Source organism: Flavobacterium cerinum (assembly GCF_024496085.1).
Taxonomy (GTDB): domain Bacteria; phylum Bacteroidota; class Bacteroidia; order Flavobacteriales; family Flavobacteriaceae; genus Flavobacterium; species Flavobacterium cerinum_A.
Genome location: NZ_CP101751.1, coordinates 386,452 through 407,488, shown reverse-complemented (window position 1 = coordinate 407,488; position 21,037 = coordinate 386,452). Strand labels below are relative to the sequence as shown.

17 protein-coding genes are annotated in these 21,037 nt (G+C 37.8%); 6 read left to right on the top strand and 11 right to left on the bottom strand.

The window, feature by feature from the left end; all coding sequences use genetic code 11:
- Window positions 1–9 precede the first annotated feature (9 nt).
- The gene (locus NOX80_RS01745) at window positions 10–1,350 is read left to right on the top strand and encodes a dihydroorotase (protein ID WP_256551620.1); all 1,341 of its coding nucleotides are present in this window, start codon (window positions 10–12) and stop codon (window positions 1,348–1,350) included.
- A 4-nt stretch (window positions 1,351–1,354) separates the two neighbouring features.
- Complete coding sequence (locus NOX80_RS01740) at window positions 1,355–1,732, top strand: DUF4296 domain-containing protein (protein ID WP_256551619.1); 378 nt, start codon at window positions 1,355–1,357, stop codon at window positions 1,730–1,732.
- On the opposite strand, the gene NOX80_RS01735 is transcribed toward NOX80_RS01740, so the two are convergent.
- Window positions 1,710–2,723 carry an NAD-dependent epimerase/dehydratase family protein gene (locus NOX80_RS01735; RefSeq protein WP_256551618.1) on the bottom strand — a complete coding sequence of 338 codons (1,014 nt, stop codon included), beginning with the start codon at window positions 2,721–2,723 and terminating at the stop codon, window positions 1,710–1,712. The genes NOX80_RS01740 and NOX80_RS01735 overlap by 23 nt on opposite strands.
- Window positions 2,724–2,847: 124 nt before the next feature.
- On the opposite strand from NOX80_RS01735, the gene tyrS reads away from it, so the two are divergent.
- Window positions 2,848–4,140, top strand: a complete 1,293-nt coding sequence (gene tyrS / locus NOX80_RS01730) for a tyrosine--tRNA ligase (protein ID WP_256551617.1) — start codon at window positions 2,848–2,850, stop codon at window positions 4,138–4,140.
- Window positions 4,141–4,175: 35 nt separating this feature from the next.
- On the opposite strand, the gene NOX80_RS01725 is transcribed toward tyrS, so the two are convergent.
- The 9 genes from NOX80_RS01725 to NOX80_RS01685 all read right to left on the bottom strand — a co-directional run bounded on the left by NOX80_RS01725 (window position 4,176) and on the right by NOX80_RS01685 (window position 17,166).
- On the bottom strand, window positions 4,176–5,156 hold the full coding sequence (locus NOX80_RS01725) for a LuxE/PaaK family acyltransferase (protein WP_256551616.1): 981 nt from the start codon (window positions 5,154–5,156) through the stop codon (window positions 4,176–4,178).
- 83 nt (window positions 5,157–5,239) lie between these two features.
- Window positions 5,240–6,190: a hypothetical protein gene (locus NOX80_RS01720; RefSeq protein WP_256551615.1), complete on the bottom strand. Its 951-nt coding sequence runs from the start codon at window positions 6,188–6,190 to the stop codon at window positions 5,240–5,242.
- A 36-nt stretch (window positions 6,191–6,226) separates the two neighbouring features.
- A complete protein-coding gene (locus tag NOX80_RS01715) occupies window positions 6,227–9,577 on the bottom strand; it encodes a PKD domain-containing protein (protein WP_256551614.1) in 3,351 nt (1,116 codons plus the stop codon).
- A 12-nt stretch (window positions 9,578–9,589) separates the two neighbouring features.
- Window positions 9,590–10,600, bottom strand: coding sequence for a hypothetical protein (locus NOX80_RS01710; RefSeq protein WP_256551613.1), 1,011 nt, complete (start codon window positions 10,598–10,600; stop codon window positions 9,590–9,592).
- 129 nt (window positions 10,601–10,729) lie between these two features.
- Entirely contained in the window at window positions 10,730–11,560 is an 831-nt protein-coding gene (locus tag NOX80_RS01705) for a T9SS type A sorting domain-containing protein (RefSeq protein ID WP_256551612.1), read from the bottom strand.
- A gap of 136 nt (window positions 11,561–11,696) precedes the next feature.
- The gene (locus tag NOX80_RS01700; RefSeq protein ID WP_256551611.1) at window positions 11,697–12,488 is read right to left on the bottom strand and encodes a T9SS type A sorting domain-containing protein; all 792 of its coding nucleotides are present in this window, start codon (window positions 12,486–12,488) and stop codon (window positions 11,697–11,699) included.
- A gap of 111 nt (window positions 12,489–12,599) precedes the next feature.
- Window positions 12,600–12,926 carry a T9SS type A sorting domain-containing protein gene (locus NOX80_RS01695; protein WP_256551610.1) on the bottom strand — a complete coding sequence of 109 codons (327 nt, stop codon included), beginning with the start codon at window positions 12,924–12,926 and terminating at the stop codon, window positions 12,600–12,602.
- A 112-nt stretch (window positions 12,927–13,038) separates the two neighbouring features.
- Window positions 13,039–14,217: a hypothetical protein gene (locus NOX80_RS01690; RefSeq protein WP_256551609.1), complete on the bottom strand. Its 1,179-nt coding sequence runs from the start codon at window positions 14,215–14,217 to the stop codon at window positions 13,039–13,041.
- A 198-nt stretch (window positions 14,218–14,415) separates the two neighbouring features.
- Window positions 14,416–17,166 carry a TonB-dependent receptor gene (locus tag NOX80_RS01685; protein ID WP_256551608.1) on the bottom strand — a complete coding sequence of 917 codons (2,751 nt, stop codon included), beginning with the start codon at window positions 17,164–17,166 and terminating at the stop codon, window positions 14,416–14,418.
- 188 nt (window positions 17,167–17,354) lie between these two features.
- Here NOX80_RS01685 and NOX80_RS01680 point away from each other — a divergent pair, with 188 nt between their 5' ends.
- A complete protein-coding gene (locus NOX80_RS01680) occupies window positions 17,355–18,038 on the top strand; it encodes a response regulator transcription factor (RefSeq protein WP_256551607.1) in 684 nt (227 codons plus the stop codon).
- A complete protein-coding gene (locus tag NOX80_RS01675) occupies window positions 18,039–19,082 on the top strand; it encodes a sensor histidine kinase (protein ID WP_256551606.1) in 1,044 nt (347 codons plus the stop codon).
- Here the strand turns inward: NOX80_RS01675 and NOX80_RS01670 are convergent.
- The gene (locus NOX80_RS01670) at window positions 19,047–20,123 is read right to left on the bottom strand and encodes a glycosyltransferase (RefSeq protein WP_256551605.1); all 1,077 of its coding nucleotides are present in this window, start codon (window positions 20,121–20,123) and stop codon (window positions 19,047–19,049) included. The genes NOX80_RS01675 and NOX80_RS01670 overlap by 36 nt on opposite strands.
- A 238-nt stretch (window positions 20,124–20,361) precedes the next feature.
- Here NOX80_RS01670 and trmB point away from each other — a divergent pair, with 238 nt between their 5' ends.
- Entirely contained in the window at window positions 20,362–21,036 is a 675-nt protein-coding gene (gene trmB, locus NOX80_RS01665) for a tRNA (guanosine(46)-N7)-methyltransferase TrmB (protein WP_256551604.1), read from the top strand.
- The last annotated feature ends 1 nt before the right edge of the window (window position 21,037 follow it).

The window sequence follows — 21,037 nt, the reverse complement described above, 5'->3', positions numbered from 1 at the left end:
ATAAGTACAATGAATAAGATATTGATAAAAAATGCAAAGATTGTAAATGAAGGCGTTATCTTTGAAGGAGATGTACTGGTTGAAGATAAATATATCAAGGAAATAGCAGCAAGTATCAGTCCTAAATCATCGGACTGTATTATTATCGATGCCGAAGGAAATTATCTTATTCCGGGTGCAATTGATGATCAGGTGCATTTCCGTGAACCGGGATTAACACATAAAGGAAATATTGCATCCGAATCCAGAGCCGCTGTAGCCGGTGGGATTACGTCCTTTATTGAACAACCGAATACTGTGCCGAATGCGGTAACACAGGAATTATTAGAGCAAAAATACCAGATCGCAGCAGAAACATCATATGCGAATTATTCGTTTATGATGGGTGGAACAAATGATAACCTGGAGGAAGTGCTGAAAACGAATCCTAAAAATGTAGCGGGAATCAAATTGTTTTTGGGGTCATCTACCGGAAATATGCTGGTTGATAATGAAGAGACGCTGGAAAGAATATTTTCAAGTACGCCGATGTTGATTGCGGTTCATTGCGAAGATGAAGCAACAATAAAAGCGAATCTGGAAAAATATAAAGAAGAATACGGTGACGATATTCCGGTAAAATTCCATCACTTAATCCGAAGTGAAGAAGCCTGTTATATTTCATCGTCAAGAGCGATCGAGCTGGCGAAAAAAACCGGTGCGCGTTTGCATATATTTCACGTATCTACAGCAAAGGAAACAGAATTGTTTACGAATAAAATTCCGTTGGAAGATAAAAAGATTACAGCGGAAGTATGTGTACATCATTTATGGTTTACCGATGCCGATTACGATAAAAAAGGATCGCTTATTAAGTGGAATCCGGCTGTAAAAACAGCGAAAGACAGAGATGAGCTTTGGAAAGCGTTATTGGATGATCGTATTGATGTGATTGCTACTGATCACGCGCCGCATACACTTGAGGAAAAACAAAATCTGTATACGAGTGCTCCGTCCGGTGGTCCGTTAGTACAACATGCTGTAGTCGCTATGTTTGAAGCCTATCATCAAGGGAAAATTTCAATAGAAAAGATTGTGGAAAAAATGGCTCATAATCCGGCCAAAATCTTTAAAGTTGAAAAAAGAGGATTTATCCGTGAAGGGTATTACGCCGATTTAGCCATCGTAAATGCCGGACAGCCCTGGACAGTGAAAAAAGAAAATATTCTGTATAAATGCGGTTGGTCTCCGTTTGAAGGGACGAATTTCAAATCCAGAATTACACATACTTTGGTAAACGGACAATTGGTTTATGTAAATTCAAAAGTGAAAGACATTCGTTGTGGTGAACGTTTGTTGTTTGATAGATAAAAATATGAGAAAGATCGTATTGCTTATTAGTTTGTTGAGTGTAATGGTTGCCTGTGATAAACCGGTAATGCAAAAACCGGCAAATCTGATTCCGGAAGAAAAAATGGTTGGAATATTGACTGATATTGTCATTTACCAGGCTATAGATGGCTATGATTCCCAGAAGTTGACGACTAATAATGTAAAACTGAGTGAGTTTATTTATAACAAATATAAGGTAAGCATTAAGGATATCGAAACCAGTAATAAATACTATGCTTCGGATGTTGAAGGTTATAAAAAGTTGTATGCCAAAGTGATTGATCGTTTGGATGAACAGCGAAAAGTAGCCGGAGTTGAAGTAGAAAAAACAACAGGAGTTAAGCCCGTTGATGCGCAGTAGCGTATTTTTGAGCTAAGGTAGTAAGGTAAGACTCCATAGGAATAAAGGAATAGTTCAGTAATTGAACTATTTTTTTTTGGCTGAAAGTTTCCTGTGAATGGGCTGATTTGGCCGTGGCTTTTGTAAAGCTTCTTTTTCGGAATAAAATAGCAGACAATAACCAATCGATTCGCCAGGCTATAGAAGTTGCTAAGGGACTCGCATAGAAAGAAGGTCTTTTTTTAGACATACCATCGGCAATTGCAAACAAGATATTGTTTAAAGGTAGGTTTTCGGCCACCAAAGTAAAACGTTCTCCGGAAACCGAGCTGTTCATTAAAGCGGTCATAATATGGATCACGTCTTCAATGGCAATTACGCCCGTTTGTCCTTTGGAATAGAATGGAAAACCGGATGCAATTTGTTTAAAAATTTGTCCGCTTCCGTTATTCCAAAAGCCACTTCCGAAAATGATACCGGGATTAACAACAACTACGTTTAATCCTTCCTGTGAAGCGCGCCACACTTCCATTTCAGCGCCAAATTTGGTAATAGCATAATCACCGTGAAGTTTTTCCGGATTCCAATCGGTTTCTTCTGTAATCACCGATTGCCCTTCGGGTGCGTCACCTAATGCAGCTATTGAGCTCACATGGCACAGTTTCTTAACCTTAAAATCGAGCGCACAATTCACGATATTGGCAGTGCCTTCAATGTTTGTTTTTCGAAGGTTTTCCTCGTCTTTCGGATCAAATGAAATTAGTGCTGCGCAGTGATATACGTAATCAATATCCCGAAATGCCTTTCCTAATCGGGGTACATCGGTAATGTCAGCCTGAAACCAATCTATTTGATCAAATAGTGAGCTTGCATTATGGGCTTCAAAAAGCCGGCGGGTTAATGCAATATTGTTTTCTGTACGATAAATAGCACGAACACTTTCCCCTTTTTGAAGTAAATCAAGAAGAAGGTAAGCGCCTACTAATCCGGTACCGCCAGTAACAAGTATCATAGTTACAAATGTAGCAATTATAGTCGCTGGTAAAAGTAAGAAATAAGCTTAAAATCAAAAAATGTCAAAAATCAGCGTGTTTCAAATGCTTTAATTCGACTATCTTTGTGCAAATTGAAAAAAAATGAAGAATTTTATTGAAGAAGTGACTTGGAGAGGAATGCTCCACGACGTTATGCCAGGCACGGAAGAACATTTGTTGGAGCAGATGCGGGTAGCGTATGTGGGAATTGACCCAACAGCGGATTCATTGCATATTGGACATTTGGTAGGGGTTATGATGCTGAAACATTTTCAGTTGAGCGGTCATAAACCATTGGCATTAGTGGGCGGTGCAACAGGAATGATCGGTGATCCTTCGGGAAAATCGAACGAAAGAAACCTGTTGGATGAAGCAACTTTACGTCATAATCAGGATGCGATCAAAGGACAATTGGCGCGTTTTCTTGATTTTACATCCGATGCGCCTAATGCAGCAGAATTAGTGAATAACTATGACTGGATGAAGGAATTCTCGTTTTTGGATTTTATCCGTGATGTAGGAAAACACATTACTGTAAACTACATGATGGCTAAAGACTCCGTAAAAAAACGCCTTTCATCGGAATCAGCTGAAGGAATGTCTTTTACTGAATTTACGTATCAGCTGGTTCAGGGGTATGACTTTTTGCATTTGTATAAAGCAAAAAATTGTACACTACAAATGGGTGGAAGTGATCAATGGGGTAATATTACTACCGGAACAGAATTAGTTCGCCGTAAAGAAAGCGGAAAAGCGTATGCGTTAACTTGTCCGTTAATTACCAAAGCAGACGGAACGAAATTCGGAAAATCTGAAGGAGGAAATATCTGGTTGGATGCCGAAAGAACCTCGCCGTATAAATTTTACCAATACTGGTTGAATACATCCGATGCGGATGCTGAAAAATATATCAAAATCTTTACGTTCCTTACAAAAGAGGAAATCGAAACGTTAACCGAGCAGCATAGAAATGAGCCGCATTTAAGAGCATTACAAAAACGTTTGGCGGAAGAAATTACCATTATGGTACATTCTAAGGCGGAGTTGGAAAATGCAATCAGAGCGTCAAATATTTTGTTCGGGAATTCAACATCGGAAGATTTAAGATTATTGGATGAAAAAACGTTTCTGGATGTTTTCGACGGAGTGCCGTTAGCTGAAATTGCTAAAGTGGAAATCGAATCCGGATTGGGTATTATCGAAGCTTTATCCGGTAAATCCGGTTTTCTGGCTTCCAACAGTGAAGCGCGTAGAGCTTTAAAGGAAAACTCGATTGCGGTGAACAAAGAAAAAGTGAATGAAGAATATCAGATCACAAATACGGATCTTATCAACGGACAATTTGTGTTGTTGCAAAGAGGGAAAAAGAATTATTTTGTGATTCGTGCTGTATAAAAAATATAAGGGAGCTTTAAGCTCCCTTATATTTTTTATAAAACCATCAGATTACAACCTCTGATGTCGGAATTATCAAAGCGACCCAATACTTCAAAAGACTGGTTCGGGTATTTTTTGCCGAGATCCTGTGTGGCAATAAACGAACAGGAATTAATATTGGCCAGATCGATTACATTTATACCGCCTGTTTTACCATTTTCAATATAAGACAAAGCGTCTTCTGTATCGCGTATTAATACATCCATCCACGGCGGACATTCGAAAACACCGTCACCCAGTGAATAGGCCTGCGATAATAATTCTGTCATTCCATATTCAGAATGAATTTCAGAAACGCCGAAACCTTTGCATAAAATATCGTGTAACTCTTCGCGGATGATTTCTTTACGACGTCCTTTCATTCCGCCGGTTTCCATGATAATGGTGTTTTTTAACTCAAAAGAATGCATCTCGATTAAATCCAATAAGGCATAGGTAACTCCGATTAAAACAATATTTTGTCCCTGATTGTCCAGAGTGATCAGTTTTTGAATCAGTTCATCGTAATTGTTCAGATAAAAACCGCTATCCGGTTGGTTGGATCGCTCAATTAAATCGTCTACCATATAAATTAGGGATGATCCTTCGCGTTCGAGATAGGATGGAAGTAATGCCAGAACGACATAATCTTCAATATTACCGTAGAATTGCGAAAAACCCAATCGGAAGCTTTCTTCGTAATACCGCAAATCGGTTACAAAATGCTTACTGGTACTCATTCCCGTTGTGCCGCTACTGGTAAAGACGGTTTGGGCCGGATCGGTACTGCTTAAAACCTCATGGCTTTTAAAAAACTGGATCGGTAAAAAAGGAATGTCTTTAATTTGTTTGACATTCGTTTTATCCTTTTTTAAAAAGGTGCAAAAGTCCCGGTATACGCTGTTGTTGTCGTACTGGTGACGAAAAACTTTAAGTGTGGTTTTTTCAAATTCCTTTTTGGATGCGATTTGAAATATATCGGTTGAAGTAATCAAGTGCAATGCTTTTTGACAAAAATACAAAATAAAAAAGCACCAGCTATGGCTGATGCTTTTGAAAAAGATGGAATCGGATTGGTTTATTTTTTTTCAATCAGGCTTTGTACGAGTTTTTTAAGATCGTCTATTTCCTTTGATTGTTGTTCCAATCTTTCATTTTGAATTGTGTTTATTTTGTTTTGCTGAAGAATATAAAGTGTAAGTTCTTCAATTTTTTCCTGCTGAATTTTTGCCATTTCACCTAATGCAATTCCTTCTACGGCAATTTGTGTAGCAGACGGAACATTAATCAGATGTCCTTTATCCTGAATATGTTTTTCAACTTCAGTCAGAGTTGGTAATTTATATTCCGGTCGGAAAACATAATCCGCCCAGGCAGATTGAAGATTAACACGGACTTCCTCAGTTAAAATACCTCCTTTAACAAATAAATTATAAGTGTTTAAGTTTACACCTCCGGCTGTTGTCGGGAAATTACCGAAGCCGGAGCCGATACCTACTTTACCGTTTAATTTTAGTAGATCTGAGGTGAAGTCACCCCAAATAAGGGGACTTGTATTGAAGCTGTTGTTAATGATTAATTTGTTACTAGTGTGTTCGTAATAACCTGAATAGCTGCCTATAAAGATATTGTTGGAACCTTGTGCCTCGCCACCGGCATTATGACCAATAAAAGTATTGCCACTACCGCTTTCATTTTCGCCACCAGCATAAACACCAAGATAAACGTTTTCATTTCCGCTAGAATTAGCTTTTCCACTTTCGTGTCCTAGATAGACATTTGATGCCCCTGTAGTATTAGTAATGCCGGCAGCATTTCCAATAAAAGTATTTGAATGGCCATTTGTGTTTGCGATTCCGGTTTGATGCCCAAAAAAAGAATTAGAAATACCGGAAGAAGTGTTTGTTTTACCGGATTGATAACCATAAAAAGCATTTTTTTGACCGTTAGATCCTGCTTCAAGTCCGCCACTTGTTATTGATGAAGTCGCAATGCTTTGAGCGTTTATAATATTGATTGCAAATGTCAAACTGAGAGTTATGAAATATTTAGAGGACATAATATGTTATTGTTTAATTATTTTTTTTGTTACTAGTTCGCCAGTGCTTGATTTGATTGTCAGGAAGTAAATCCCGTTTTGTAAATCGGCTATATCAATCTGATATAGGGGTGTGCTTTCTTTTAGCTTGTAAATGAAAATGGATTTTCCTTCAAAAGAACTAATAGTGATCTCCGTCATTGGTGCACCCGATGTTTCAATTGTTAGTAGGCTTGTAGTAGGATTCGGATAGAGTCTGATTTCGCCAAAAGAAACTTCAGGAGCCATTTTTAACTCTTCGATTTCCGTTTTTTGTTCCGGACAATTCTCAATTTTAGCTAACATAATAGCACCGCTTTTTATTACACTATTCGGTTTGAAAACAATGGTATTGCCGGCTTTTAGATTTACCGTGACGCCGTTGTTTACTGTGTAGCTATTATTTAGAGTAATGCTGTTTGAAACCTGATGTGTGGTGTTCGCTGTTTCGGTAATGTTTAAAACCAGATCACTGTCGCAGGTAGTTGTTGGGTTGCAATTAGCAGTAATCGTTTTGGTAGCCGTGCTGCTACAACCGTTAATATCAGTAACGGTTACCGAAATGGTACCCGGTAATGAAGTCCAGTTAATAAGCACGTTGGATTGATTGTTTAAACCGTTAATTGCTCCTGCTCCTGATGTAATTGACCATTGTGCTCTTTGTCCGTCTTCCAATATAACAAAGTTGTTTGTTGCATTACTGTTTGTTGAACAGGCTGATGTACTGCCTAAGATAGTAGCGGTTGCCATACCTACAGTAATAGTTTTTGTTATTGTACTTCCGCCGGAAATCAAAGTTACGGTATAGGTACCGGCACTTGAAAAAGTATGTGATGGATTAGCCAGAGTTGAGGTGTTATTTGCTCCTGATGCTGAATCTCCAAAATTCCAGCTAAAAGTCGAAGCACAGACATTTGCGTTGAATTTGTAGGTTAGACATCCGTTAGCACTATGACTTATGGTGTTGTTGTAAGTACTGGCTAATTTTGCATTTATCATGTTGGGTAATCCATAAGAAAGATTATTGCTGACTATCGGCCCGTTTGTGGTAAATAGACAAGCATTTGGAGTGGATTCGGAAACAGGAATATTAGGACTGTGTATAACACCTAATTTATTGATGTTTGAAAGGCTTATATAAATTTTATTATCCGGTCCCATCTGAAAATCCCCAATCTGATTCATTATAAAGGCTATACTGGATCTTGCGTTTGCAATATTTGCAGCGCCGACATTGTATTGGAAAATTCTTGAACCATTATTTACATAGAGTAAATTTGAATCGGGACTAAATGCAGCACCAAAACCATTTGTAGTGTCCAGGGGTTTAGGATTATTTATGGTTCCTGAGAATTTATCAAAGTCAAAAATGTATCCATTTGTTTCAATTCCGGAGCAAACGAGTTTGTTACCATTCGGAGCAACTTCTATATAGGCTTGAAAGCTTATTGTGCTAGTCGGGTAAGCGAATTCGGAGGTAAAGCTCAATCCGGAAGAGCTCAATGAGAAGACACAAAGATAATAGCCTGAATTTTTCTTTAATACTGTGATAATCCAATATCCATTACAGTTTTGAATAGCAGTTACACCTTCACCTCCAATTGCTGCACTGATGCCTCCGACTAAATAATCGGCAGGTACCGGAACGGGTTGATTGACGGTGGGAGATAGCGTTACGGTACTTCCGTTCACATTAACTATTGTATATCTAAAACCATTTGAATTACTTTCAGAATCGGTTGTGAAAATATAATATTGTGAACTATTAGATGGATTGGGTGTGATTATTGCTCCTCGTTTTGAGCTTAAATTCCCTTTTAGATTATTGCCTGTATTGATTTTTGTATGAGTGCTATTCCATATGTCTTGTCCGTTAGTGTAAAATAAAACATTACCCGATGTATTGTTTTGTATCGCGCAAGCTTCATTAAATGCTACTGTAATAGGTAATATAGAATTGTTTACAGGTGTTCCGGAGCTAAAATTTAAATCATTATGATGACTAAAGTACCATGTGCTTTCACTATTGTTTATCGGAGTGCATACTGTTGGGTAGATCTGAGTGATAAAAAAGGTGCTTTCTGTTCCTCTCGTTACAGTTAATTTGACAGTGTATGGGGAATTAGCGACAGCGGAAAAAACATGGGATGGGTTTTGTAATGTAGAAGTATTGTTTGTTCCGGATGCCGGATCACCAAAATCCCAAAGATAGGTAATCCCAGTTCCCGTAGCGATTGGTGTAAAAGTTATAGGACTGCCAACGCAAGGAGAATAGGTGTTTACAGTAAAATCAGCAACCAGTAAGTTTTGATAATTACAGATGCCGGTATAGATTAAATTTGCCGAACTAAACAGTTCGCTCCTGTAGTTTGTTAAGGTGGCTGACATTCGTTGTATTTGTCCTGGAGTAAAATGGTTTTGACAAGTATTGTCTCCATAGTCCATATAGTTATGAATGTCATCAGGTAAATTATTTGTTTCGTTGCAACTATCCATTGGTGAGCAACTAAAGTTTGGATTTTTTGTTGGTGGCGTGTCACATACTTTGTCCCCTTTTGTGTTACAGGTGTTTGGATCCATTCCTTCACAGCCATTATGAAAAGTGTGGTATAATCCCAGATAATGTCCGATTTCGTGTACTAATGTTTTACCTTGATTTTTTAAAGGTCTCAAGTTTGTGCAATTAGAGCTACAGCCGGCGCAATGATTGATGCTGCCAAAAACATCAGATCGAATAACAACTCCGTCAAAAATCACAGATGTTCCGGGATGCATTGAGTAACCAAGTACAGTTCCGGATTGATTTGGATCGTTAATACTTCTGACTACCCATATGCGCAGATATTTGTTTGGGAATATTAAACTCGAAGAAGTATTGACAAGGGCTTCTATTTCAGTTTGGGTATCATGATCCGTAAGAGTTGGTTTTTGGAGATGGATAATTCCGGGAGTATTTTGTACGCCTCCGGCAGAAGGTATTGGGTTATTGCCGGCTTTGGTGGCTAAACAAAAATTGAGACCATATGGATTGTAATAAGAATTTAGCGCGTCAATTTGCGACTTAACCTGGCAATCAGGAATGTTTTCAGGATTATTTACGCCACCGTGAATAATATAGACAACAACCGGAATGGTTATCATAGAGGTTGATGCTAATTTTGAGCTTGAATTCGAAGTCTGATTTATTGTTCGATCCATCTCGTCCAGATAATTTTGGAGCGAAGGATTTTCTTTTATAGCATTGCGCATCAGTTCATCGGTAAGACAGGGTTCCGATTGTGCAAATCCTTTTATGGCGATTAACAGCACTATAAGGATAGTAAGGTATTGTTTTTTCATGCTGTTAAAGGATTATTTGTTATTTGTCAGGTTGTTTACAAGCTTTTTTAATTCTTCAATGTCTTTAGCTTGCTTTTCATTGGTTTTATTCTGTTCAATGATGTACAGGGTTAATTCTTCGATTTTTTCCTGTTGAATTTTTATCATTTCTCCTAATGCAATTCCTTGTGAAGCAACTTGTGCGGCAGACGGAACATTTATTAAATGGCCTTTTTCCTGAATATGTTTTTCTACTTCGTTTAGTGTAGGTAATTGGTACTCCGGTTGAAATACATAATCCGCCCAGGCAGATTGCAGGTTAACACGGACTTCCTCTGTTAAAATACCTCCTTTTACAAAAAGACTATAATTGTTTAGATTAACGCCACCAGCTGTTGTTGGGAAGTTGCCAAAATTAGTTCCGATACCTACTTTTCCGTTTAGTTTTAATTGACTGGTTACAAAATCACCCCATATTAAAGGCGTATCAGTTTCTTTGTTGTCAATGTAAAGCTTATTGTCAATATTGTAGCTTAATGCAACGTTTGTTCCAATTAAAACGTTTCCTGACCCTGTGGTTTCTGCTCCCGCTCCTGCTCCAATGAATGTATTGTTGTTGCCTTGGTTTTCTCGCCCTGTATTATATCCTATAAAGGTGTTTGTGGTTCCAGGGGCAAATGCACCGGCTAGGCTGCCTATATATGTGTTTTGATTGCCCGTAGTATTATTAGAGCCAGAACCATAGCCAATAAAGAGATTGTTTGTTCCTGTTATATTGTCTATGCCTGAATGATTTCCGATAAAGACATTTTGTTTGCCGGAAGTATTTGTTTTTCCGGCTGAGTGGCCAATAAAGGTGTTGTCGCTGAATGTAACATTGTTTGTTGACATGCCGGCTTGATAACCATAAAAAGTATTGCCTTCTCCATTACTACCGGATTGTAGGCCACCACTTGTGACGGTTGAATTAGAAGCTACGTTTTGTGCATTTAATGATAGAAATCCGCTTAAAAAGAACCCTGTTAAAAGTAGTTTTGTTTTCATATAAATAGATTTAAAAAATTTCTGACAAATTAAGGAAAATAATTCATTGTTTTGAAAATAACATTTTGTGTTTTAAAACAAAAAAGCACCAACTAATGTTGGTGCCGGGTAAGGTTAAGGATATGGGATTTATTTAATAATCAGCTTTTGAGTAGCGGTTTTTCCCTCTTCTGTAATTTTTAGAAGATATACGCCTGTAGTAAGGTTGGAAATACTGATTGGGCTGTTGCTTTCCGTTTTTATATTTTGAATTTGTTTTCCCAGAATGTCATAAATCTCAATTGTTTTGTCAGATCCTGTAGTCGAAGTGATATAAAGATTATCATTGTTGCCGGCCGGATTCGGATATAATTTTAAGCCGTCTATTTGATGATCCGTTAATCCCATCGGTGTGTTGTTTACCATCGAGAAATCGTCATAATAAATATAACCTCCTACACTTGTTCCGGATTGTCTGTAAGTGCGAGCCTGAAAACGGAAATGAGTAGCGTTAGAAGGTGCTGTTAAAGTAAAGCTAACCTGAACCCATTGTGCGCTGTTGCTGGAATAAGTGGTTGGATGTAATTGATCACGATGGTCTGTTAATTCCATTTCATTGCCGTTTGAAATGCTAACCCATGAATGCCAGGCGCGGGTACGGGCTTTGGTGTCATTGTCCAGATACCAGTAGGAAATCGTATAATTGTTTCCGGGAATTACCGGAATCAGGTTGTCCGGACTTAAAGTTTGTGTGTCGTCTTGGGATTGGTGCTTTACCGCAGCAGCCCCGTTTTTGATGATGCCGGATTCTCTGGTGATAAAATTATTAGCAGAGAAAGTTTCTGTGTTTGTAGATGAAAATCCGGTAGGAGTAGTGTTGTTAGTCCAGGTTTCAAAATTCCCGTTTGGAATTAAGTTCGTTTGGGCGTTAGTGGTTACGCTTAATGCGATGCTAAATAAAATCAGGTAAAATTGTCTCATGGTTTTTTATTGGCAAGATAGTACCTGGATGTTTTCTTTTGATCACCTTAAAGTAAAGGGTTGTTTAAATTTTGAGCTTAGGGCATAAAAAAAAGCACCAACATTGTTGGTGCTTAAATATATTTTTGAAGAAAAATTATTTGATCACTAGTTTTCTAGTAGCCGTTTTTCCTTCTTCAGTGATTTTAACGATATAAACACCAGCGTTTAAGTTTGAAACGTTAATAGCAGCTTCGTTTTCAACTTGAGTGTTGATCACTTGTTTTCCTAAAACATCGTAAACTACAACTGATTTTACAGCAGAAGCGTCAGAAGCGATGTAAAAGTTGTTTCCTGATACCGGGTTAGGATATACTTTTAAACCAGCGATGATATTTTCTTGTAAACCTAGTGTATTGTCTACTAATGTTACGTCATCATAATAGATAGCTCCTGAGTTACCAGTGTCTTGGTATACACGGAAATCAAAACGTAAGATTGTTGCGCCAGCAGGAGCAGTAGCAGTTACGGTAACTTGCTGCCATCCTGTAGTGTTACCATAGTAATCAGGTTGCAAAGAAGTGTCAGTAATAGCGGCAGAACTTGTTCTCCAAGCTCCCCAGTGTCTTCCTTTAGCATTATCGGTTTCATCTTTGTACCAGTAAGTCAATGTGTATTGGTGACCAGCAACTACTGCGAAGTCAGCAACACCAGCTCTTACGTTACCTGTTCCGGCAGGTGCTGTAAATTTAGCTGAACTTGTACCGCCGTGGATGTTACCAGCAGCAGTTTCACGAGTGACAGATCCGCCATTAGCAGGAACAGTAACAGTCCATGAATCAGGAGCTCCAGCTGTCCAGTTTTCGAATCCACCATTGGTTATTAAGTTTTGAGCATTGACAGCATACGATAATGCAACAGTTGCTAATAAAGTGTAAAGTTTTTTCATGTTTTGAATTGTTTTTTAAAAAGTGGACAACAAAGTTAAGAAGTATTTCGTGATAAATGAAAACTTTTAATGTAAAATTATGGTTAAATGTAAGAAATAACGCTTTGTTAACTATTTGATAATAAGCTTTCTTGTTGCAGAAGCTTCACCTTCTTTTATTTTAATGATGTATACACCGGCGTTTAAGTTGGCTATATTAAGCTCTTTTGAGTTTAAACTGGCCTGTAAAATGCGCTTTCCTAATACGTCAAAAATTTCAACTTCTTTATCTTGAGATGATTTTGAGGTGATATAAATTTTATCACCGTTGGTCGGGTTTGGATATATGTTCAGACCCTCGATAGTGGTACCCGAAGAACCTTTTGATTCCTGTGCAAATGAATCCACGGAAAACATAAAAAAGGCAACTAAAATAATATAAAAGTAATTTTTCTTCATAGGTTTAAATAGGGTATAAAGATATGAAAAAAAGTTCAAAACTTATGCCAAAAAAAATATCCCCCTTATGAAAGAGAGATATTTTTTTGAAAAAGATTATTTTTTGTAAAGATTAGAATCCAACTGTCCATCCTGTTGCCCAGCTTGGAGCAGCAGTTCCGTTTCCGGCTCCTGTTGCAGCAGCAGACTCAGTGAATACTCCGGCTACGTCAGCGTTATTACCGTCAGTTTTCTTACCTTTAGCGTTAGATCCGATTCCTTCGAATTTAGTGTTTGTCCCTTTTAAAGTAGTGCCTACGAAAGAGATTGTTTGATCGTGCTCAACATCATATCCTGTTTTGAAATCTTTCAACACTACGTTGCTGAACATTCCTTTAGTTCCTCTTCTTAATTTTAAAGCCTGGTTTTCTGGGTAAGCTGTTGCATCAGCAGAACTTCCGGCTCCGATTAAAGTTAAGTTAGTGATTTTAGGATTAGATACCGGGTTAGCGTCAAAGTTGAACTCATAGTTGTCGGCTTCGATACCTCTGTTTCCTTTTCCGAAAGCAAGTTTACCGTACCAGTTTGTGTTTGTACCGTTCCATCCTTCTGTCCAGTCAAATTGATCATCTTCGTTTCCGATAGAGATTAAGTTTGAAGTGTTAACTGTTCCTCCGAAAAATTCGAATCCGTCATCAGCACCGTGATATACTTCTACATTTTCTACTACAGTTCCGGAACCAACTCCGAAGAAAGAAATACCGTTGAATTCTTTTTCAGTGTTAAATGCAGCACCTGAATATTCTACTCTTAAATATTGGATTACACCGGAATTATCGTTTGCTACTGTTCCTCCGTAAGTTAAATCTGCAACTTCAGACTGAGCTGTTACTGTTCCTCTGTTGATTGGAGCTTTACCACAAATTACTAAACCTCCCCAGTCACCAGCATTTTTAGTAGCTAAACCACTTGTCATTACTACCGGGTTAGCAGCTGTTCCTAAAATGTTGATTTTACCACCTTGTGCTACTGCAATATAAGCAGATGTTCCTCCTGTACCTTCGATTTTTGTTCCGGCAGGGATCGTTAAAGTAGCACCGCTATTTACTTGGATTTTACCAGTAAGCTTGTAAGTAGCTCCGGCAACTAAAGTTACAACACCATCAGTGATTACACCTTTAAAATCGTTAGCGTTAGCTACGAAAGAAGATGAAGGTGCGCTTGGTGTGCTCTCGTCAGAAGAAGAACAACTTGTTAAGATTCCAGTAGTTACTGCGAAAATCCCAAATAATTTTACAATTGAATTTTTCATTTTTTTTCTAAATAATTTTTTAGTTATGTCTTGATGCAAAAGTGCTGTGATTTTTTTATACAGAGGTTAAGCCATTGTCATGGTTGGATTAATATATGAAGAAGTAATTATTAAGTGAATGTTTCGTTTGTTAAGCAAACTTTACTTAAAAAAAGAAGGAGCGATCATGCGCTCCTTCAGATATATTGTGTTTTGGAATTAAAACTGGTAGTTGATGTTGAAACCCAGGTTCATTCCTTTGGTATAGGTTAATAACGTAACGTCACCATTGTTGTTTTCCTGTACGCGTTCGATTTTAGGATTTAAAATGTTTTTAGCCATTAATCCGAAACCTAAGTTTTTATTGATCTTCGATTTTACAATAAAATCTAATGTTCCCACTGCTTTGTCTACCTGATCACCACGCATATTGGTTCCTAATGCATAGATACGATCAGAGAAGTAAGAATAAGCTAGTGTTGTTGAAATGTTGGATTCTTTGTTGTTCCATTCTTTGAAGAAGGTAACATCAGCATTTAATAATAATGGAGAGGCTCCTGTAAATGCACTTTTCGATTTTGTAAAGTCAACATTGTAACGTGTCTCTTTGTCTACTTTTGAGGCATTTAAGTCCTGAGTTGTATACATATAAGAAGCGTTTACACCGGCTGTTAATTTTTTAGAATTCGCTTCACCGGATTCGAAAATTAATTTTCGGAATTCAGCTTCAGCTCCGGCTACATAACCGCGATCACCTGTATTTAAGAATGAAATATCATTGGTTGAAGAAGCAATCGTTACTTCATTGATCGGATTCAGGATATATTTTCCGAAAGCTGTGAAGGATAATAACTCTTCGCTTTTAGGGAACATTTCCCATTTAATATCTAAGTTGTAGTTGTCAGATGGATATAAATCCGGGTTACCTACTTTTACTTCGGTTACATCTTCATAGATAAATAAGGCTCTTTCTTTAAACTGTGGTAATGTATAAGTTTTGCTTAATCCTAAACGAAGGTTTTGTTTGTCGTTTAGTTCATATTTCATGATTAAGTTAGGTAGAAACGTTGTTTTTTTGAATTCGTCTTTATCGCCAACCGGATCCAATTGGGTTTTCCAATCTACCTTTTGTGAAATGTTCTCAGCGCGTAAACCTAAAACAGCTGTTAATTTAGAGTTGAATTTGTATTCGGTATTTAAATAACCGCCGTGAATAATTTGCTCTCCGGTATATTTCTGAGGATCTAAAGCATTGCTGATTTCGGCATTTCCGACAAACGTACTGATTTCAAAATAACCATTGTTTAAATTTTGTTGGTTATAGAATGAATCCAGATTTTGAGGATCTACGATTGTAGTAGTGTAAGGTCCGAATGTTTTAAAGTTAAACTGAGTAGCTTTAAAATCTCTGTTTTTAAAACGACCGTTATAACCTGCTGTAAATTTACCTTTAAAGTCGCCTTCGCTGGTTTTGCCGAATTTATAGTCAACGGAAGCAGTAGCAACAGTTTCATATTCTTTCAAACGTTGGAAATAACGATGATTATCCGGTTTTGACTGACTGATAATGGTATAACCGTTATCGGTGTTTCTTAGAGTGTTATACATCCTGTCCGGAGTATCTCCTGTAATATTGTTTTGTGCTACGCCCCAGTTGAATTTAGAACGGTTGCTGATTGTATGCTCACCTAATAACTGGTTTACAAATAACGTATTTTTTACATATTCTGAACGACGGATCAATCCGTTACCCGCGTCAGCAAGGTCGGCGATATAACCATAATATTCATCTTTAACCTGACTGGATGAGTTGATGAATAAAGAGTTGAAACTTACTTTGTGGTTGTTGTTGAATTTGTAACCAACATTTACTAATCCGGTTGTGTTTGTGTTATACCCCATTGAAGAGAAGGAGTTGAAGTTTCGGTTAACTAAACTTCCGTCACCGTTAACACTTCCTTTAGCGCTACCGTTTCTTTTTGAAGTATACTCATTTCCGAAAGATCCTGTAGCGAAAATGCTTAGTTTTCCTTCTGTACCGATGTCAAAAGATTTTCCACCTGAAATTCCGAAAGATCCGGCCATTGGTGTTTTTCCTTCCAATTGTAAGGTATTGAAATCATAAGAAGAAATCGTTTTTGGATTAGCCGGATTACTGAATCCGAAACTGTTCGGACCTTTCGGAAGACGGAAATTGTCTTCTGCAAGTGCATTAGTATTGGCATTAGCACCAATATCCAGTCTTAAAAATCCTTTTCCTTTATAGTCTTTGGAAGTAATATCAACGTTACCACCGGCAAAATCACCGGAAGTTTTACCGTTGTACACTTTGTCAATCGATACATATTCTACAATATCAGTCGGGAAAATATCCAAACGAATGTTTTTCTTTTCCGGATCGTTGGAAGGAATCGGTAAGCCGTTCATTGTAGTAGAGTTGTAACGGTCACCCAAACCTCTTACATAAATATTTCCGGTACCTTCCTGTTTGGTAATACCGGTTGTTTTGGTTACGGCAGTAGCAACATCGCTAACCCCTTTACGGGAAAGTTCCTGTGCTCCGATACTTTGTTTTATTTCGATGGCTTTTTTCTGTTCAACCAAAAGCGCACTTTCTTTCTGACGGTTGGTTTCGATTTTTAAAACCACATCTTCTAACTGTACACCTGCGGTACCTAAAGCTTTGTCAATTGTTTTGGTTTCTCCTGATGCAATTTTAAACGGAACTTCGATAGTTTCGTATCCTAAAAATGCAATCATTAATGTATGGTTCCCTTCCGGAACGCTTAAACTAAAAGTTCCTTTTTCGTCTGTATTGGCTCCGATTGTCGTGCCTTTAATAGTAACACTGGCAAAGGGCAGCGGTTCATTATTCATTTCTTTATCGGTAATGGTACCTTTAACAGTTCCCTTTTGGGCAAAGGCAAAGACCGTAAATAATAATGTGATTAATAATAACTTAAGTTTCATGTGTGTTGTTGTTTATTAAATTTTGCGCAAAGGAACCCTTTGAAAGTTAACCTGAAGTTAGCGGCCCGTTATGCTTTTGTTCCGTATTTATTACGAAATCGTTAACAGATTAAATAATCGTTAACACATATAATCGTTTTGTATTATCTTTACCTTTACAACCCGAAAACACACATAGCGTGTCCATTATGAAGAAAAAAGACATTAAGATTTTATTGGTTGATGATGAGCAGGATATCCTCGAAATCGTAGGGTACAATTTATCACAGGAAGGTTATCAGATAGTAACGGCAAGCAATGGTAAAGAAGCCATTTTAAAAGCAAAAAAAGAGCTGCCGCAGTTGATCATTATGGATGTGATGATGCCCGAAATGGATGGGATGGAAGCCTGCGAAAATATTCGTAAAATTCCGGAACTGTCTAACGTTATTATTACGTTCCTGACGGCAAGAAGTGAAGATTATTCACAGGTAGCCGGGTTTGATGCCGGAGCCGACGATTACATCGCAAAGCCAATTAAACCGAAAGTTTTGGTGAGTAAGGTAAAAGCGTTATTGCGCCGCTTAAAAGAAGAAGAGCAACAGGGTGATGTGCTGAAAGTAGGTGAGATTGAAATCAACCGTGAGGAATATAAAATTGTAAAAGAAGGAGAAGAAATTATCCTGCCGCGTAAAGAATTTGAATTGTTCTATCTGTTGGCTTCAAAACCCGGAAAAGTATTTAAAAGAGAGGAAATTTTAGATAAAGTTTGGGGTAACGAAGTAGTAGTGGGCGGAAGAACCATCGATGTTCATATCCGAAAACTGAGAGAAAAAATCGGTGACGATTTATTCAAAACAATCAAAGGAGTAGGCTACAAATTAGAGATATAAATGTCCATAAGCTTTAAAAAATCATACAGATTTGCAGTCAAATCTGCACTTTATATTACCCTTTTTTCAACCTTATTAATTGCGGGATTGACCTATTGGTTTTACGAACTGAACTATAAATTCTGTATTGTTTTTGCTTTAAGCGTTTATTTCTTTTCCTTTTTTGTACTGCAATATCGTGTAGAGCGCTTTATCTACAGACGGGTTAAAAAAATCTATGACGACGTGTCGTTACTGGATTCGTCCACATTGCGAAGTCAGCCGGTTACAACCGATATGGCTACCTTGATGAATGAAGTACAAAAATTCGCAAAAGACAAAAAAATTGAAATTGAAACTTTAAAAATTCGTGAGGAATACCGCCGGGAATTCCTTGGAAATGTTTCTCACGAATTAAAAACGCCGTTGTTCACCGTTCAGGGCTATCTGCTGACTTTACTGGACGGTGCGATGAATGACAAGGCGATCCGTAAAAAATACCTGCAAAGAGCTGAAAAAGGAGTAGAGCGACTAATTTATATCGTTAAAGATCTCGATATGATTACCAAACTCGAAACGGGCGATCTGAATCTGGAGTTTACCGAATTCAACATTGTTGATGTGGTTCAGAATGTATTCGATCTGCTGGAAATGCGTGCCGATCAAAAAAATATCATGCTGATGTTCGATCGGAAATATACCAAACCGATTCGGGTTTTTGCCGATAAGGAAAGAATACAACAGGTGGTCACGAATCTGGTAGAAAATTCGATTAAATACGGAAAAGAAAACGGAACAACTGAAATCAGTATTGAAGATTTGGTGAACAATAAAGTGATTGTTCGGGTAAACGACAATGGCGAAGGGATTCAGAAACAATATATTTCCCGTTTGTTCGAACGTTTCTTCCGTGTCGACAAAAGCGGTGCCCGATCGGAAGGCGGTTCCGGTTTAGGTCTGGCAATCGTAAAGCATATCATTGAAGCCCACGACGAACGTATTTATGTGGAAAGTAAACTTGAAGTAGGATCAGAGTTTTCCTTTACGCTCGAAAAGACAAAATAATTGACGCCAGGTAATTTCCTGCGTGATATTCTTTAATCCTTTATACAAATCCACCTGATTTAAATCACTGGCTTTAAAGTCCTCTTGTCTGGAATACGGAACCAATCCCTTTTTCTTTAGTTTTTTGGCCAGGTATTCCTGCTCGTATTGACCTGGAGTTGGGATAAAAAAGGCCTTTTTACCCAAATGAGCCAAATCCATAATGGTGGTGTATCCGGAACGACTTAAAACCATTTTACTTTGGTTAAAGGCCATTTCCAGCTCTTCTGTATTCATAAAGTTGTAACAGGTAAAATTAAGTCGGCGTGAAATCGTTTGTTCTTCTTCGATTACACCGCGAATAAAAAGGATCTTACCTTCGAAATATTTTAGTTCCAGTTTTAATTTTTCTTCCAGTAATGTACGTTGCGGTTCCGGACCGGATAAAATAACCATAAGATCATATAGCGGATCAATGTTTTTTTTATGAAGCCGACTTAACGGGCCGATATATTTTACATTCATAACCGGAGTTTCCGTATGACCTAGCTTCCCGGAAAGATTCGGACTGCCTGCAATATCCGGCACCCAACATTCTTTATATTTCCGGATAAACTGATGGTGTATTTTGGTTGTAATCCAGGAAGTATTCCCGGTTAATACATTTAACTGATGCGTGATAAAAACGGAAGGTACTTTGGAAGAAAAAACACCCAATCGGTTATCGGAGATAATACCATCGATTGCTTCTTCCTCGATCCATTGCTCCACCATTTTACGTTCACCTTTCATCGCGCGAAACATGTTCGGAATCTGGGTAAACATTTTCCATTTAAAATTAGCGCCGTTTTGAGCGTATTGTATTTTATAGGAAGGTAATTGTAAAGCCTGAAGATGCGGGAATTCTTTTTCTAAAAGTGAAAGTGCAACCCCGTCAGAAGCAATCACCGGTTGAAATCCGTGATTTTCTAACGCTTCAATAATCGGAATGCAACGTGTGGCATGCCCGAGACCCCAGTTTAAAGGAGCTACTAAGATTCTTTTTTTTCGTTCTTTATGCATTGTCTCAAAAATTCCAAAAGTTTTTCATTTTACCCCGCGGGCAATTCAAAAGACACGAATCAACCCCTGAAAGAACAAGCTTGATAAAGCCTGTAATGCATAACGGGAATGGTAAACCGTTTCTAATTGTTTACGATGTAAATAAGATTATATTTAATAACTTATTTGATAACTGCAAAGTAAAACTATTTTAGTTCATGGATATTTCCGTAATTTTACCAAAATTTTAAGTTTAGTCGTGGGAAGTAAAAATAAATTAAAGAGATTTAGAGAAAACGAAACGTTTGGAAATGTATTTCAACCGACCCGGGAAGAGGTTGTGTCGGAAACTTTTCCGTTTAAAGGAAAATGGAAAAAGGAAGTTTTTAAAAATGATAATCCTTTGGTATTGGAACTGGGCTGCGGAAAAGGAGAATATTCTGTGGGACTGGCAACGCGATATCCGGAGAAAAACTTTATCGGAATCGATATAAAAGGAGCAAGATTCTGGAGAGGAGCAAAAACGGCTGTGGAAAACGGATTGTCGAATGTTGCTTTTATACGAACACAGATTGAACTTATAGAACATGTATTTGATGCAGGAGAAGTAGATGAAATCTGGATTACATTCCCGGATCCGCAAATTAAATACAAGCGTACCAAACACAGAATGACCAATTCGGAATTCTTACAGCGGTATAAAAAAATCCTGAAAAAGGACGGAACCATGAACCTGAAAACCGATAGCGAATTTATGCACGGTTATACCCTTGGATTATTACACGGTGAAGGACATGAGGTTATTTATGCCAATCATAATGTTTATAAAAATGAAGGCGCACCGGAAGTGGTAACCGCAATTCAAACATTTTATGAGCAACAATATTTGGAACAAAACAAAGCAATTACGTATATTCAATTTAAAATAAAATAAA